The following is a 15818-nucleotide window of genomic DNA, read 5'->3' on the forward strand; positions in this document are numbered from 1 at the left end:
GTTAGCCACCAATATTACACATATGAATATTTAGACTTAGAGAAATTAAAAGTGAATAGCTAGTAAGTAGCAACAGTTTATGGTCTGAATTATATTACTATTAAATAGTAGGCTTATAGAATGAACGATTATCCAGTGGGAAGAGTCGCTCTGTAAATTCACCCGGTGCTGTTTTTCCTAATGCTCTTGTTAACATATTCATCTTCGCATCGATGTTATCTATATAATGCAAGATTTCCGCTTCTTGAAGCATAGGTTTTTTTGGGCTTCCCCACTCTTCTTTCCCATGGTGAGACAATACCATATGCTGTAGCAGCATGACTTCCTCACCTTCAATTTCAAGCTCACTAGCAATCTTAGCAATTTCATTGACCATAATTGTAATATGGCCTAACAAATTGCCCTCCACTGTATACGTTGTGGCAACTGGTCCTGATAATTCTACAACCTTGCCTATATCGTGTAAGATAATTCCTGCATATAATAGGTCACGATTAAGTGTTGGGTATAAATCAGCAATAGCTTTACCTAGTTTGAGCATGGATACCATATGATCTAATAAACCTGACGCATAGTCATGATGATTTTTAGTCGCTGCTGGAAAAACTAAAATGGCCTCTTGATGCCTTTTAATAGCTGCTCTTGTAATTCTAGAAATATTAGGGTTTTTAATATCAAAGAAAAATTGGTTTAATTCTTCATATAGTTGTTCTTTCGGTGTTGCAGAGGACGGCACTAAATCATGGATAGCAATTCCTTCCTCTGGCTTGGCAACACGAATCGATTTGATACGCAATTGATTCTTCCCTCTATAGTCATGAATCTCTCCACCTACACGCACAATAGCTTCCGCATGATACAGCTTTTCATGGTCCTCATTTGTGTCCCATAGCTTTGCCTCAATATCTCCACTCTTATCTTGTAATAATAGCGACATAAATGGCTTTCCAACGGTTGTAACACCTTTTGTCGCTTGTTTTATTAATAAAAATTGATCAACTGCTTCTCCAACTTGGAGCGTCGTTATCCCTTTCATGTTGACGTCACTCCCCTTTCATTTGCTAATGCTCCTATATCGACAATTTGCTCTCGCTGCCAATGTTTGAGCATTGTGTCATGGCAAGTAAAATATAAAATTTGACGTTCATATCCTACTTCTTTCATTAATTGTACCATTTTGTCTGTGCGGTTTCGATCAAAATGGACAAAAGGATCGTCCATAATCATTGGAAATGGAGCCGTGTTCACTAGGGTTTTTGCAAGGGCCATTCGCAATGCAATATATGCTTGCTCTTTGGTAGCCTGTGACAATTCCACCATTTGATAACGTATTCCTGCAGCATCTTGTGCTACAAAATAACCTTCCTCATGAATCGAAAGTTTGTCATAGCTTCCGCCTGTAAGTAAACGAAATATGGCATTCACCTCTGCAAGCACATGCGGTAATTTCTCTTCACGAAGACGAAATAAAGTTTCATGAATAGCTGTCGCTACAGCTTTTTTAGTTGCCCATTGCTCAACTAGCTGCTGTAATTCTGTTTTCTCCTGCTCAAACTGTTGAAGCACTTGGCCATACTTTTCATCATTTAATAGCTGTTCCTTTTCCATAAGCAAAGAAGCGCGTTGTTCCAGACATTGGTCAATTGCTAGTTGCAATGAATGCTGCCCTTGTTCTAAAGCAAGTATGTCCTCGTTAACTGTGTCCTCAATCAGACTCGCTTGCTGTTGAAGATTGAGTGAAGATAATTGAGCCTGAACAGTTTGCAACTCTGTCACAATTTTTCTTCTCTGCTCAGATTGCTCATGCATTTCATAATATGCCTGCTCGTTTTGAATTTGCGCTTCCTTAAATAGCTCGGACATTTCTGCTGAATAACAATCAATTCTTGATTGTCCACCTTCCATTTTTATTTGGAGGCTAGCTAGCTGATCTTTTGCATGCTGTGCTTGCTGTTGATGCTGCTGTGCTTCAAGATAGGCTGTACGTAAATATATATAGACTTCATGTTCATCATAGGCTCCATCTAAAACCCGTTGTATTTGCTCATAAATGCTATTCTTTTCTACCTGAGCTTCTTGCAAAAGACTTAGGGTACTGTTTCTTTTAGCTGCTAGTTCTTGTACACCACGGATACGCATAAATAATTCGGGCATTAACGTGCGGGCTATCGTTCCCTGTAAGCGATAACGCTTTAAAAAATGCTGGAGTGTCTGAGTGGCTTCTTCACTCTCTACCTCCGCTTGTTGAATTTTATATTCAAGAGAAGTGTATTGCTGCTCCTTCTCTTTTTGCTGTTCATTGACATGTAACCAACGATCTTCGTATCTATGCTTCTTTAAAAGAATTTCTTGTACTGTCATTTCCTCTTGCTCTAACTCCCGTAGGAGGAAACTGTGCTCTTTACTAGTAGGCTCATCTGCTCGATTACCATATCGAATAAACAAAAGGGTTAGCAATGATAAAACTGCTCCGATGATCATTACAACTAGATTTTTTTCAAATACACCATAGGCAAACGACATGAAACCAAGCAGCAGTACAAGCCAGATAAAGTAATGAGGTTGCTTCTGCTTACTACGTTGCGATTTGGCAGTACGTAATTGCTCAAGCTTTCGTTTTTGTTGGGGCCACTGTGCTAAAATATGTTCTTCTTCACTTGTTAATGACTCCTGCATGATCCGCTGCTTCTGTTTAGCAATTGCATCTAATTCTAGATGAACCTGCTCAAGAGAACGTAGATGAAACTTTAACTCCTCCTCTGCCTCCTCTAACTTACCTAATTGAAGCTGAAATTGTTGTTCTTGTTGGAGTGAAACTGTTTCTTGCAGAAGTATATCTTGTGCCTCTTTCTCTTTTACACCTAATAAACGAAATTGTGCTTCGATTTCTTGCTCAAGCAAAAAGAGATCATCATGTAAATTTTGCTCTTTCACCATCAGTTGATGCCATGTTGCCTCTTTTTGCATAAGGCTAGCCATTTCATTGACCGTTTGCTCATCCACTGTTGCAAGTACTTTATCCTGCAATGTTTGATACTGCTCCTTTAATTGCATCAGCTGTTGACTTTCATGTAACAGACGATCCTTTAATTGTTCATAGCGTCTGATACCCTCTGCTGGAAACTGAACATGTTGATAATTGGTCAATGTCTGCTGTAAAGTCTGTTGCTGCTTAAGAAGAGGTAGTGCCTGCTTTTGAATAGTTAACTGCTGCCACTGTTGCTGTTGCATTTTTTGCGTACCATATAGCTGCTCTAACTTTTGCTCAAGTAGTTGTAATTGCTGTAATTTGTCCTCAAATGTTTGAATCTTCCCTTGTTCCTGTTTAATTGTTCGTTCAAGCTGCTTTAATTGTTCAATCTTTTGATTAATCAATGGCACTTTACCTGTCTTTTTAAATAACTCGCTAGCCTCTTTATCCATTTTCTTTTCAAGGGTGGATAAATGCTGAATACCTGTTGTACCTGAGGCAAGTAGCAAATGGGTTAGCTCCTCCTCAGACATTTTTTCAATACCTTGTAGCTCATGCAATGAAAAAGAAAAGATGGATTCGAAGGAAGCCCTAGAATAACCATATAAAAGCTTTACTAACAACTCCTCATGCCCCGTTGTACCATCCTCAAAATAGACAGTAACATCACCAGCAGCCTTTCCTTTCACACGTTCAATTGTGCATTGGCCATAAATCGGGTGCAAAAGTGTCAGCTGACCCCCATATTTCGTCGAAACTTTCGGCTCATATTTGCGCTGTGTCTGCTGCCTTGTAGGAAAACCAAAAAGCATTTGTAGTATAAACTGCTGAATCGTCGTTTTTCCTGCTTCATTTAATCCATAAAAAATAGTGACGCCATCACTTAAGGAGATGGAGATATTTTCATGCTTACCAAAGCCATATATTTGGATTTTCTGTATTGTCAGCATGTAATCACGCCCTTTGAATTTCTTCTGCTAATAATGTTTGTGCACGATGCGTTAAGTTCTCAATATCCTTTTCACTTAGTGGCTCTATCAGCCTAGCACCACCGGCATATTGGTACAAATCTTTTAGAATATCCTTCCATTCATTACTGTCCCACTGCTCCATTAAGCTCACAACGGATTGAGTTGTTGCTGTATGCTCATAAAATCTTGCTGCCTTTTGCAACACCATTTTTTGTACCCAACACATTGGCTCAATGCCTTCCTCAGCCTCTCGAATAGTCTCTAACCAAGCATCTACTGTTGCATGCTCAAATAAAGCTTCCGTTTGCTCATCAATATGTTGCAAATGAAGCTCTACTACCGATGCGCCATACTTCTTCCTATTGGCTGTAATCGCTTCTGCACATCTCTTCAGTAATTCATTGGCATGCACCACACTCGAACAGTCCACCTCTATCGTGCTATAAACGACAGCAGAAGTAGAGATAAAACCAAGTTCAGTTGATGTTTTGGATAACGTCACATCATAAAAACCTTTCATTCCTTGTTCTTTGCGATGTCGACTTTGAATATTGCCTGGATAAACAATGGCTGGGTTTTGATGTAAAAGCTGTCGTTTATGAATATGGCCTAACGCCCAATAATGATAGTTCTTTTCAAGTAACTGCTGTTTTGTAAAAGGGGCATACACATCATGTGTCGTATTGCCTGCCTCACTGCCATGTAGCATACCAATATGAATGGCTTGCTGATCCTGAGCAGTTGGATAGCTTTCAATAACGGACTCCTTCAAATGACGTTCAGGATAACTAAAACCATATATATTCACTTGCTGACCACGTATTTTTAATTGAACCACACTCGTCTCAGCTGGTAATTCATAGACATTACTTGGTAAAGCAAAACGTGTCCAAGTGCCATTTAAATGATCATGATTTCCGTAGCTCACAATCACAGGGATATTGTGTTGAAAAAGTTTTTCCATTGCATCTTGAAATCTTCGTTGTGCTTGCAAGCTACGATTTTCACCATCATAAATATCTCCAACAATTAGTAAAAAGTCAGGTTTTTCCTGAATCGCTTTATGGATAATTTTATCGAATGCTTCAAAAGTGCTTGACCGAATTTTCTTTAAAATGTGTTCGGGTAGGCCAAATAAGCCCTTAAATGGACTATCTAAATGTAAATCTGCCATATGGAAAAAACGAATTGCTGACATCCAATCACCTCAAATAGTAGATAATTCTCTCTTTCGTGCAAACCAAAGTAATAATATGTTGACTAATCGAAACCGAATATTTGTTCTATTTTATCATAATTCCTGTTTGATGAAAAATGCTATTACGGAAAAAAACAACATTGCCTTACTTTTTCCACAATTTTCGTAATTTATCAAAAAATTCACTAGTTTTACCGTGAAGTTTATAAATCTTCTATGTATAATAGAAATATATTCAAGTAAAAGGGTGGGGTCTGTATGGAGAATTATCGTTTTACAGCTTTTGAAAAAACAGGGGAAACATTGTTTGATGAAACTTGGACTTTTGAAAATGATGAGGCTGCTAAACTAAATGGACAACAACAAATTGAGGAAAAAGGTGTTGCCGATAAAACGCATCGTCTAGTAAACGCTTCGGGTAAATTAATTTTATTCCATGTTTAGTGGCTAATAAAAGGCACGTAGTCAATTGTTTGCTACGCGCCTTTTATTATTTTTATTTCCCTACAAAGACAGGCATTCTTTTCTCTACAAATGCATGAATGCCCTCAACATGATCTGTTGTTTTACGCATTGCAGACTGGCCCTCAGCCTCTAATGCTAAGATATTTTCTAGCTGTGGCATATTTTGTGCATGCAGAATTTTTTTCGTCGTAATCATGGAAGAGATAGGGGATGCAAGCATTTTCCCAACAAGCTGATCTGCCATTGCAAATACAGTGCCCTCTGGTGCAATATAGTCAATTAACCCTACATCTAATGCTTCATTTGCTGTTAATACCTTCCCTTCCCATATCATTTGTTTCGCTTTAACCGTTCCTACACGTTCCTTCATGAAGAAATGACCGCCACCATCTGGAATGAGTCCTATTCCAATGAAATTCATAGCAAGTTTACTATTTTCACAGGCTACAACAATATCTGCCCCTAGTGTTAGACTAAATCCTAAACCTGCTGATGCACCATGAACTGCTGCAATCACAATCATTGGTAGCTGATAATATGCCTTCACGATACGTGTCAGATAAACCATTGCCTCATCAATATTCAGCGGTTTGCTTTCATCTAGCATTGCTTTTATATCGCCACCCGCAGAAAAGACCTTTCCTTCTCCCCGAATAACAAGCACCTGAATATCTCGTTCCTGTTGTAGAGCCTCAAAGCATTCTGCAAGTTCACGCATCATGACATCATCCATAGCATTCATCGCCTGTGGACGATTCAACGTTAACGTTGCACGACGTTCTAACTTCTCTAAAGTAATCGTTGAAAATTCCATCTCTATAACCCCCAATTATGAATAGTCATTCACTATGTATAATTCGTGTTTTTCTTGAAAACTCCTTCTACGCTAAGCAAAATTGCTCTTGTTATGCTATATTAAAGGACGAATATCGACATAAAGGTGGTAACGTATTTTGACACAAAAAGACTATCGTGTATTACTTTATTATAAATATATTACGATTGAAGACCCTGAAGCTTTTGCAGAAGAACATTTAGCATTGTGTAAAGAAATTGGGCTTCTTGGTCGCATTTTAGTAGGCTACGAAGGTATTAACGGAACCGTATCAGGTACCATTGAGCAAACAGATGCTTACATGAACCATATGAAGGCTGATGCTCGTTTTAATGATATTATGTGGAAAATTGATGAGGTTGAAGGGCATACCTTTAGAAAAATGCATGTACGTCCTCGTCAGGAAATTGTTCACCTAGGTTTAGAACAGGATATCAATCCGTTAGAAATCACAGGTGATTATTTAACACCTAAAGAATTTATGGAACAAATGCAAGAAGATAACACAGTGATTATCGATGCCCGTAATGACTATGAATATGATCTCGGTCATTTCAGAGGTGCTGTACGACCTGATATCGAAACATTCCGTGACCTCCCTGCTTGGATGGAGGCACATAAAGAAGATTTTGCAGATAAAAAAATCTTAACTTATTGTACAGGTGGTATTCGTTGCGAAAAATTCTCTGGTTGGCTAAAACGTGAGGGCTATGGTAAGAGCATAGGTCAATTACATGGCGGTATTGCTACATATGCGAAAGATCCTGAAGTAAAAGGCCAATTATGGGATGGTCAAATGTTTGTTTTTGACCGTCGTCGAAGTGTACCGATTAATCAGGTGGAGCATGTCATTGTTGGGAAGGATTATTTCACAGGGGAACCTTCTGAACGATATACAAACTGTGCAAACCCAGAGTGTCATAAATTAATGCTGTGTGAAGAAAAACATGAGGCATTTTACATGCGTAGCTGTTCAGATGATTGTCGTCGTGCCGAACGCAACTTCTTCGTGGAGGAAAACGGTTGGACAAAGGAACAAGTTGAAGAGCAAATTGCTAAGATTGCAGAGGTCCAACAATCAAGTTGTTAATACTTGGAGAGATAATGCATTGTTAGAAGTTGGTTTCTCTGTAGTTTGAGCAAATGAGATTTCTAATCCATTCAATAATTTGAGCTAAGTGATCATTGCTGATGGATTTCCGCTCCAAAATAGGACCTAAGCGCTCATTTCTAGTGGATTTCCGCTCCATATCGTGAACTAAGTGCTCATTTCAGAGCGATTGCCGCTCAAAAACTTCAGCATAGTGATCCTACCTCAGCATGATCAACCCATTCAAAAAGAGCATCGTTCATCAAGACGATGCTCTTACTCGTATAAAGAAATACACTCTATTCTTGTGCTAAATAACGCCCTACCTGTCGTCCACTAAATAAACAGCCACCGACAAATGTCCCTTCTAAAGCGCGGTAGCCATGGACACCACCGCCACCGAAACCACTAACTTCACCAGCGGCAAATAAACCAGGTATTGGCTGACCGTCCATGCCCAATACAGCGCCATTTAAATTTGTTTGTAAGCCACCTAAAGTTTTCCTTGTTAGAATGTTTAAGCGAACGGCAATTAAAGGCCAATTTTTAGTATCTAAAATTTTATGGGGCTTGGCAACGCGTACCAATTTATCCCCAATATAATTTCTTGCCCCATGAATGGCGTTTACTTGTAAATCCTTCGTAAACTTATTATCCATTTCACGATCTCTTGCCAAGATTTGCTCTTTAATTTTCATGAAATCAAGTAAGTCATTCCCAGCAAGCTTATTCATTCCATCTACGAGTTCTTTTAAATCATGTGCAATCACAAAATCCTCTCCATGATTTTTAAAAGCTTGGATAGGAGCAGGTGGACCTGGCAAAATGCGTTTTAGCACATCGCCAATGCTTTTGTTTGTTAAATCTGGGTTTTGCTCTGAGCCAGATAAAGCAAATTCTTTCTCAATAATTTTTTCCGTTAAAATAAACCAGGAATAGTCGTAACCTGTTTTTTGAATCGCCTCTAACGTACTGAGCGTATCGAACCCTGGAAAATTGGGTGCATGAAATCGATTCCCCTCTGCATCAAACCACAGGGAGGAAGGACCTGGCAATATCCGAATTCCGTGGTTGGGCCATATCGGGTCCCAATTTCTTAATCCCTCTGTGTAATGCCACATGCGATCACGATTTACAATACGTCCCCCAGCATGTTCCGTGATCTCTAGCATTCTCCCATCAACATAAGCCGGCACACCACATACCATATTTTTTGGGGGTGTCCCTAATCGAGCAGGCCAATTTTTTCTCACTAAATCAAAATTGGCCCCAATGCCACCACTTGCCACAATCACAGCTTTCGCTTCGTAGGAAAATTCCCCAATCCCTAATCTCGAACTTTTTTCACCTCGGTTAATAAAGGTTTCAGCTAGTATAGTTCCGCTAATTCCTGTAATCTTTCCTTCTTGCTGCACAAATTCATCCACACGATGTCTTGGCTTGAAGTCAATAAACCCTTCTTTCATCGCCTGTTTTACTTTATCTACAAATGGCTTTACAATGCCAGGTCCTGTTCCCCAGACAATGTGAAACCTAGGTACTGAATTGCCATGACCTCCTGCTAACGAACCTCCCCGCTCTGCCCATCCAACAACGGGGAAAAACTTTATCCCCTTTGACTTTAACCAGTCGTATTTTTCCCCTGCAGCAAAATCGACATAGGCTCTTGCCCATTTATATGCCCAAGAATCCTCATCATCTAAACGATCAAAGCCTGCAGTTCCTTGCCAATCTTGCCATGCAAGCTCCTTACTATCTTTAATCCCAAGCCTTCTTTGCTCTGGAGAATTTACTAAAAATATTCCACCGAAAGACCAATATGCCTGTCCCCCAATTGAATTTTCAGGCTCTTGATCTACTAAAAGAACCTTTTTCTTTACATCGATTAATTCACAAGCTGCGACTAATCCTGCAAGTCCAGCACCAACTATTGCAACATCATACTTCATTCTTACACCCCCAAATCAATCATCCTTAACTAACATTCTTCTCTCACAGTCTGTTTACCTTCTACTATTCATATTTTTGTCTAAAATGTGACAAACAAAAACGTTCGCTTTCTTGGAACAAAACCATCGGCAATTAGCATAAATCCTCTATTTTATTCCATTTAATTCCCATATATTTTTTTATTCTAAAACTGCACAGAAACCTGATACTATCGGACTTTTCAAATATCGTTAGCGCTTTCATTGTATCCTCCAAAAAGACGAACAATTAAATGATAAAACATATAAAACGTTCGTTTTTAGTTATTTTTCAGACTTTTGAAGTCACTATTTTTAAAGTTTTTAAGAAATATCGTTGACAAAGGTGAACAATAGGGATTATGATGTTAACAAATTTAATCACACAAAATATAACGACGGAGACACACTAGTCGCAAGAAAATCCAAAGAGAGCTGATGGTTGGTGCAAATCAGTGATTTCTACGATAATAGTTCCACTCCTGAATAGATAGGCCGAACAACTTTAAAGTAAGCTTATCCGTCCCATGCACGTTACGCATATAGCTAAGACTGCCAGAATAAATTTTCCAGCAGTGATTAAGGGTGGTACCGCGAACCAATGTTTATTCAGCCTTTCGCCCCTTACAACACAATAACTGTGTTTGTAAGGCGTGGAAGGCTTTTTATATTGTTTTCGATTTAGAAAGGAGATTGTTTGCATGCTGTAAGATGTTCGAATTTTACAAATTTCAGACTGTCGTAGATAAAGCCACAACCTACCAATAATGAGGAAAAAGGAGCTAATTATAATGACTATTGCAACAAAAACAAGAACTATTAACGTATTTATCGCTGATCCACTAAGTGAGGATGGTATTTTCCCATTACGCCAGGAACAAGATTTAGATTTAAACATTATTGTAGACACAGGACTAGCACCAGAAGAATTAATCGCTAAAATCGCAGATGTAGATGTATTACTTGTTCGTTCTCAAACAACGGTAACACGTGAAGTGATTGAAGCAGCTAAAAGCTTAAAATTAATTGGTCGTGCTGGTGTTGGTGTCGATAATATTGACCTAGCTGCTGCTACTGAACATGGCATTATCGTGGTCAACGCACCAGATGGTAATACAAACTCAGCTGCCGAGCATACAATTGCGATGATGACTTCACTTGCTCGTCATATTCCACAAGCTTTTAATACATTAAAGAATGGAAAATGGGATCGCAAATCTTATGTTGGCGTGGAGCTAAAAAATAAAACTTTAGGTGTTGTAGGTTTTGGTCGAATCGGTGTTGAAGTAGCTTATCGTGCAAAAGGTCAACGTATGAACGTTATGGCTTACGATCCTTTCCTAACAGATGAGCGTGCAAAAGAATTAGGTGTCACAAAAGCGACAGTTGAAGAAATTTGTGCAGCTGCAGATTTCATTACAGTTCATACACCACTTCTACCTGAAACTCGCAATCTTATTAATAAAGATAAATTTGCGATGATGAAAGATGGCGTACGTATTATTAACTGTGCACGTGGCGGTATCATCAATGAAGACGATTTATATGATGCAATTGTAGCAGGAAAAGTAGCTGGAGCAGCTCTTGATGTATTTGTTTCTGAACCAGCAACAGATCATAAGCTACTGACTTTGCCACAGGTGATCGCAACGCCTCACTTAGGAGCATCTACAATCGAGGCACAAGAATCTGTAGCGGTTGACGTATCAAATGACATCATTAAATTTTACAAAACAGGTACTGTAACAAATCCAGTGAACATGCCATCTATACCAAAAGAGCTTCTTGCACAAGTTGAGCCTTTCTTTGAATTAGCGGAAAAGCTTGGTTCATTCCTATCACAAGTAACAACAGAGCCGGTCAAAGAAATCAACCTATCTTATGCTGGCGAAGTAGCAAACTATGATGTTCGTCCATTAACTTCAAATGCGTTAAAAGGTTTACTGTCTAAAAATCACGGTAATCATGTCAATGATGTTAATGCTCGTTACTTATCTGAACGTATCGGTATGAAAATTAATGAGCACAAAACAACAACAGCAAAAGGCTTTACAAGCTTAATTACGATTGAAATTATTACTGCTAACGAAACGCATACTGTGGCGGGTACACTATTAAACGGTTTAGGTGCACGTATTGTAAAAGTAGAGGACTATGTTGTTGACGTCATTCCACAAGGCCACCTTCTTTACATTAAAAATACGGACAAACCAGGTGCAATTGGCCGTGTAGCAACAAAGCTTGCAGAAAAAGAAATCAATATCGCGACAATGCAGGTTGGTCGTGCACAGGTTGGTGGTACAGCGGTTATGATGCTAACGGTTGACAATGTTGTAACAGAAGAAGATTTAGTTTTTGTGGCACAGCTTGAAAACATTGATGAGGTAAAGGCCATTAACCTATAATGAATAATAACAAGAAGCAGGGAGTCTCTACTCTCTGCTTTTTATTTTGGTAAAATGATACTTTTCTAAGGGTTCTTCGTCTTTAAAGAAAAGGAGGTGTACAGCTTGAAAATAGAAGAAATATTTTACTTACATAATCACACCATTTTTAAATACTTATATTACTTACTAAATGATGAAAAATTAGCGGAGGATTATACACAGGAAACCTTTGTCCGTTATTTGAAACATCACCAAACAATAAAAGAAGGAGCCGATCTCGCTTGGTTGCGGTGCACTGCACGGAACCTTGCCTATGATCATTATCGTCGAAAAAGGATTATTCAATTTGTCCCTTTTTTACAACAGCATGAAGAACAAGCGTCACCTTCTCCTCATCAATGGCTGATGCAACAAGAAGATGCCAAGATGCTATATCTTGCTATTCGTAAACTAAAAATCACCTATCGTGATGTGATCATTCTGCGCAAAATAGAGGGGCTTTCCATCGAGGAAACCTGCACTATTCTTGGCTGGAATGAGGGGAAAGTAAAAAACACATTAAAACGAGCACTCATCGCATTAAAAAAACAGTTAGGAGGTGAGATGGATGAAGAATGATAAGAAGACATGGCAACACTTAGATGATTTAATGTTATCGGATCAGCAGCAAAAAAAATTATTACGCAATATGACAGAGCCCTCAGTAATTAGTAAACAAACGACTAAAAATAGATGGAAAATCCCTTCTGTGTCATTGCTATTTATAGTAGTTCTTTCTATATTACTATTATCTTTTATTCAAAGTCCTACTAATTCTCCTACAACAATGGATTCCTCCAAAGCAATCCAACGAATCTATTTAAAGGAGAATAGGAACAAGGAAACCTTTATAGCACAGGATTCTTGCCTGTATGTTCCTCAGCAATGCTATGCTCATTCAAAGGCTATCACACAGCTACAACAAAATTGGGACAACGCTTCTCCTGTAACAATATCCGCTAGTCAGTGGAAAAGTGGTACTATCTATGATATTTTGGTTCTCTATAATGACCGTACACAAGAGAAATGGAAGGTACTTAATAATAAGATTTTCTTCAATGTCGAAACAAAGCAAGCCTTTCTGATTGAAGAGTCATTTGACTCACTACGCTATTTTTATGATGAGAAGCGGTCGACGAAACTTATTATTGGGAACAGTTTCATCCTACTTATGCATTTCATCCTATGGATTGCTAAAAAAAGAATGCCTCATACAGAACGTCGCTTTTTCGCTGCGACAGTTGAGCATGCTATTGCCAATGCCATCATGCTCGTGTTGTTTGGAGGTATTTCATTTGGTATCTATCTTGTACACCATACAATTCATGCAATAATTATTTATGGCCTTTTCTCACTCTACTCCTTTATGCAAATCTATTATCGTAAAAAGGCTGGTGAACCTCAGGGTTACTTAATAGCTAGCGCTCTTGTCCAGCTTTGTATAGCTATAGCTTTTACATGTTTATATCTTGGACTGAATGTCTATTTTTAACAAAAAAATGTACTGACTCCATGAGGGATCAGTACATTTTTATATTATAGCTTATTTATAAGCTCCAACAATGCTGTCAAAGCGTCTACCTCATAGGTAGGTGTCACAGCCCCATTGGCGATATTGTTTTCACGATTAATCCATACATTGCGCATTCCGACACGAGATGAACCTAAAATATCAGTATTAAGATTGTCACCAACCATAATTGCCTCGTCAGCTGTAATGCCTGCTTTCTCCATCACATACTCAAAAATAGATGCGTCCGGCTTACCTTTACCAAAGTCTCCTGAAATAATAATATGATCAAAATATGGTGCAATTTCTGGTGTAATTTCTAGCTTTAAATTTTGCAAACTTGGTGCGCCATTTGTTAGCAATACAAGCTGATATTTTCCTTTTAATTCATCTAACACCGCAAAAGTATCTTCGTATAAAAATGGCGCTACTTTACGCTCGGCTACAAAGCGCTCTCCTAGCTCTGCTCCAAACGCTGTATCCTCAATACCAAGAGCAGCTAACCCTTTTGTCCAAGCCGCTGCACGATAACTAGGAACAATTTCTTTCATTCTTTGGAAGGAATCTGTCGAGTCGTCAAACGTTCCCCAAAGCCCTTCAAATGGATTGATACCAATTAAAACCGTATAATCATATGTTTCATACCCTTCATACAAAGCACGTGCCTCTCGGCGAACAGCTTCCTCTAACTCAGCAGGATTCACATTATGTACTGTTGCTGCATAGTCACATGTTTTTTCAAATGCTGTTTTGACCGATTTTTTATCCCATAGTAGTGTATCATCTAAATCAAAAATAATTGTATTTATCGACATTTTGTCCGCTCCTAGCTCCCGATTAATACTACTATTTTAGCATATTTTCAAAATATTTAGGATAACAAATTATGTACAATTCCTCTATCTAAAAACAAGCTGTGCGTCAAATCTTCACAGCTTGTCATCTATTAATTATGTTTATTACGCAAACAGTTCATTAAACTTTGAATGTCTGCTCTTTTTTGTTGTGTTTCATCTTGTAAAATTTCAATATAGTAAATGCCATCTTTTTCTTCTATTAGAACACGTTCACCTACTCGCACTGGCTTGTTCATGGCTGACTGTGAAATAATGAGTTGTTCCTCTTCCTCTGGAAACTTTAAGAAAACCGCATAGCCATCTTCAATACGGTCTAATGTGTATTTACTCGAGCTCACTGACAAGTTCCCCTTTCTCATTGCGTAATTGCGCAGCATCTCCATCATTTAACCAAATCTGTTTAGTTGTCCATTTCAAATAATTTTGCCCTTCTCGCGCATTGGTTCCACTAGTAATATATATTGTTTTCCCTGGCTGTAAAGAAAGATTAGGGAAATTAAAAACTTGATGTCCTTCAATTGAAATAAGCTGCCAATCTTTTAAAGATACCGCTTGTTGTCCACTATTTTTAATACCTACAATTTCAGTGATTAGATCCTTGCTAACGATCTCAATAGCTATTGGCGGTGCTTCTACTTTAGATGGTTTTTTGCCAGTTTCTACTTTAGAAGTTTCCTTCCCATTCACCGCATAGTTTACCCCATCTGTGGATACCGTAATCGTTCCTAAATCCGCTGTGGCATAGATTTTACTACCAATAGCCTGCAAACGATCTACTACTTCTGTATGTGGATGACCATATTTATTATCTTCTCCATAACTTAATATCGTGACTTCTGGTTTTACAGCCCGAACGAACTCCTCTGAGCTGCTTGTGTTAGAGCCGTGGTGTCCTGCTTTTAAAACCGTTGCTGTCACATCATACTGCAGCATGTCCTTTTCTAATGCTATTCCAGCATCTCCCGTCAATAAAAAGGAGACATTGCCATAAGTCATTTTTAAGACAATGGAGGCATCATTATTATCTGTAGCCTGTTCATTCGCATTTAATACTTTCACATTCACTTCCTTATCAAATTCAATCTCATCACCAGTTTTCGGTACATGATAAGGAATATTTTTTTCATCAATGCGTGTTAGCATTTCTTCAAAGGTTTGCGATGTATGTACTTTTCCTGAATCATAAAATTGCTCAATCGGCATGGTATCTAATACAGGAATAAGGCCACCGATATGATCAGCATCTGGGTGTGTCGCCACTACTATATCGAGCTTATTTATCCCAAGTTCTTTTAAATAAGAAACAATCTGTTGTCCTGCGCCCTTCACTCCTCCATCTACAAGCATTGTTTTACCATTCGGTGATTCAATCAGTATAGAATCCCCCTGACCCACATCAATAAAATGAACCTGCATTTCATGACCAGCTGTTACAGGAATTTTCTCTGTCTTGACTACCTCGGTACAGCCAACTAATAAAAAAATACAAAGGAGTAATACTATTATTTTTTTCATCTACTAACTTCCT

Annotated in this window: 13 protein-coding genes; 5 read left to right on the forward strand and 8 right to left on the reverse strand. The window is 38.5% G+C overall.

What is annotated here, in order from left to right; translation table 11 throughout:
* Window positions 1-100 precede the first annotated feature (100 nt).
* The 3 genes from yhaM to JTI58_RS04485 are packed head-to-tail and all read right to left on the reverse strand — an operon-like array spanning window position 101 to window position 5140.
* Window positions 101-1036 (reverse strand): 3'-5' exoribonuclease YhaM, encoded by a 936-nt coding sequence (gene yhaM / locus JTI58_RS04475; RefSeq protein WP_205445501.1) that lies wholly within the window; start codon window positions 1034-1036, stop codon window positions 101-103.
* Window positions 1033-3921 carry an ATP-binding protein gene (locus JTI58_RS04480; protein WP_205445503.1) on the reverse strand — a complete coding sequence of 963 codons (2889 nt, stop codon included), beginning with the start codon at window positions 3919-3921 and terminating at the stop codon, window positions 1033-1035. The genes yhaM and JTI58_RS04480 overlap by 4 nt, the downstream gene beginning before the upstream one ends.
* Window positions 3922-3925: 4 nt before the next feature.
* Window positions 3926-5140, reverse strand: coding sequence for a metallophosphoesterase family protein (locus JTI58_RS04485; RefSeq protein WP_205445505.1), 1215 nt, complete (start codon window positions 5138-5140; stop codon window positions 3926-3928).
* A 258-nt stretch (window positions 5141-5398) separates the two neighbouring features.
* On the opposite strand from JTI58_RS04485, the gene JTI58_RS04490 reads away from it, so the two are divergent.
* Window positions 5399-5584: a YhzD family protein gene (locus JTI58_RS04490; protein ID WP_036075853.1), complete on the forward strand. Its 186-nt coding sequence runs from the start codon at window positions 5399-5401 to the stop codon at window positions 5582-5584.
* A gap of 52 nt (window positions 5585-5636) precedes the next feature.
* Here JTI58_RS04490 and JTI58_RS04495 read toward each other — a convergent pair whose 3' ends face one another.
* Window positions 5637-6419, reverse strand: a complete 783-nt coding sequence (locus tag JTI58_RS04495) for an enoyl-CoA hydratase (RefSeq protein ID WP_205445506.1) — start codon at window positions 6417-6419, stop codon at window positions 5637-5639.
* 139 nt (window positions 6420-6558) lie between these two features.
* Here JTI58_RS04495 and JTI58_RS04500 point away from each other — a divergent pair, with 139 nt between their 5' ends.
* Entirely contained in the window at window positions 6559-7530 is a 972-nt protein-coding gene (locus JTI58_RS04500) for an oxygen-dependent tRNA uridine(34) hydroxylase TrhO (RefSeq protein WP_205445508.1), read from the forward strand.
* Between the two features lie 299 nt (window positions 7531-7829).
* Here JTI58_RS04500 and JTI58_RS04505 read toward each other — a convergent pair whose 3' ends face one another.
* On the reverse strand, window positions 7830-9479 hold the full coding sequence (locus JTI58_RS04505) for an FAD-binding dehydrogenase (protein ID WP_205445510.1): 1650 nt from the start codon (window positions 9477-9479) through the stop codon (window positions 7830-7832).
* Window positions 9480-10288: 809 nt separating this feature from the next.
* Between JTI58_RS04505 and serA the strand changes: the two genes are divergently transcribed.
* The 3 genes from serA to JTI58_RS04520 all read left to right on the forward strand — a co-directional run bounded on the left by serA (window position 10289) and on the right by JTI58_RS04520 (window position 13415).
* Window positions 10289-11902 (forward strand): phosphoglycerate dehydrogenase, encoded by a 1614-nt coding sequence (gene serA, locus JTI58_RS04510; protein ID WP_205445511.1) that lies wholly within the window; start codon window positions 10289-10291, stop codon window positions 11900-11902.
* A gap of 96 nt (window positions 11903-11998) precedes the next feature.
* Complete coding sequence (locus JTI58_RS04515; protein ID WP_230593750.1) at window positions 11999-12502, forward strand: RNA polymerase sigma factor; 504 nt, start codon at window positions 11999-12001, stop codon at window positions 12500-12502.
* Window positions 12492-13415 carry a hypothetical protein gene (locus JTI58_RS04520; protein WP_205445513.1) on the forward strand — a complete coding sequence of 308 codons (924 nt, stop codon included), beginning with the start codon at window positions 12492-12494 and terminating at the stop codon, window positions 13413-13415. The genes JTI58_RS04515 and JTI58_RS04520 overlap by 11 nt, the downstream gene beginning before the upstream one ends.
* 44 nt (window positions 13416-13459) lie before the next feature.
* Here JTI58_RS04520 and JTI58_RS04525 read toward each other — a convergent pair whose 3' ends face one another.
* The 3 genes from JTI58_RS04525 to JTI58_RS04535 form a co-directional block, all read right to left on the reverse strand.
* Window positions 13460-14248: an HAD family hydrolase gene (locus JTI58_RS04525; protein ID WP_205445514.1), complete on the reverse strand. Its 789-nt coding sequence runs from the start codon at window positions 14246-14248 to the stop codon at window positions 13460-13462.
* A gap of 131 nt (window positions 14249-14379) precedes the next feature.
* Window positions 14380-14628 carry a DUF3006 domain-containing protein gene (locus JTI58_RS04530; protein ID WP_205445516.1) on the reverse strand — a complete coding sequence of 83 codons (249 nt, stop codon included), beginning with the start codon at window positions 14626-14628 and terminating at the stop codon, window positions 14380-14382.
* Window positions 14615-15805: an MBL fold metallo-hydrolase gene (locus JTI58_RS04535; protein ID WP_205445518.1), complete on the reverse strand. Its 1191-nt coding sequence runs from the start codon at window positions 15803-15805 to the stop codon at window positions 14615-14617. The genes JTI58_RS04530 and JTI58_RS04535 overlap by 14 nt, the downstream gene beginning before the upstream one ends.
* Window positions 15806-15818: the final 13 nt, after the last annotated feature.

Origin of the sequence: Lysinibacillus fusiformis (genome assembly GCF_016925635.1) — a bacterium.
GTDB lineage: Bacteria > Bacillota > Bacilli > Bacillales_A > Planococcaceae > Lysinibacillus > Lysinibacillus fusiformis_F.

What these genes read in the sequence shown, in the direction of transcription:
- serA (WP_205445511.1), top strand. Translation starts at nt 10,289, where the DNA reads ATGACTATTGCAACAAAAACAAGAACTATTAACGTATTTATCGCTGAT.
- JTI58_RS04495 (WP_205445506.1), bottom strand. Translation starts at nt 6,419, where the DNA reads ATGGAATTTTCAACGATTACTTTAGAGAAGTTAGAACGTCGTGCAACG.
- JTI58_RS04535 (WP_205445518.1), bottom strand. Translation starts at nt 15,805, where the DNA reads ATGAAAAAAATAATAGTATTACTCCTTTGTATTTTTTTATTAGTTGGC.
- JTI58_RS04520 (WP_205445513.1), top strand. Translation starts at nt 12,492, where the DNA reads ATGAAGAATGATAAGAAGACATGGCAACACTTAGATGATTTAATGTTA.
- yhaM (WP_205445501.1), bottom strand. Translation starts at nt 1,036, where the DNA reads ATGAAAGGGATAACGACGCTCCAAGTTGGAGAAGCAGTTGATCAATTT.
- JTI58_RS04505 (WP_205445510.1), bottom strand. Translation starts at nt 9,479, where the DNA reads ATGAAGTATGATGTTGCAATAGTTGGTGCTGGACTTGCAGGATTAGTC.
- JTI58_RS04490 (WP_036075853.1), top strand. Translation starts at nt 5,399, where the DNA reads ATGGAGAATTATCGTTTTACAGCTTTTGAAAAAACAGGGGAAACATTG.
- JTI58_RS04480 (WP_205445503.1), bottom strand. Translation starts at nt 3,921, where the DNA reads ATGCTGACAATACAGAAAATCCAAATATATGGCTTTGGTAAGCATGAA.
- JTI58_RS04525 (WP_205445514.1), bottom strand. Translation starts at nt 14,248, where the DNA reads ATGTCGATAAATACAATTATTTTTGATTTAGATGATACACTACTATGG.
- JTI58_RS04485 (WP_205445505.1), bottom strand. Translation starts at nt 5,140, where the DNA reads ATGTCAGCAATTCGTTTTTTCCATATGGCAGATTTACATTTAGATAGT.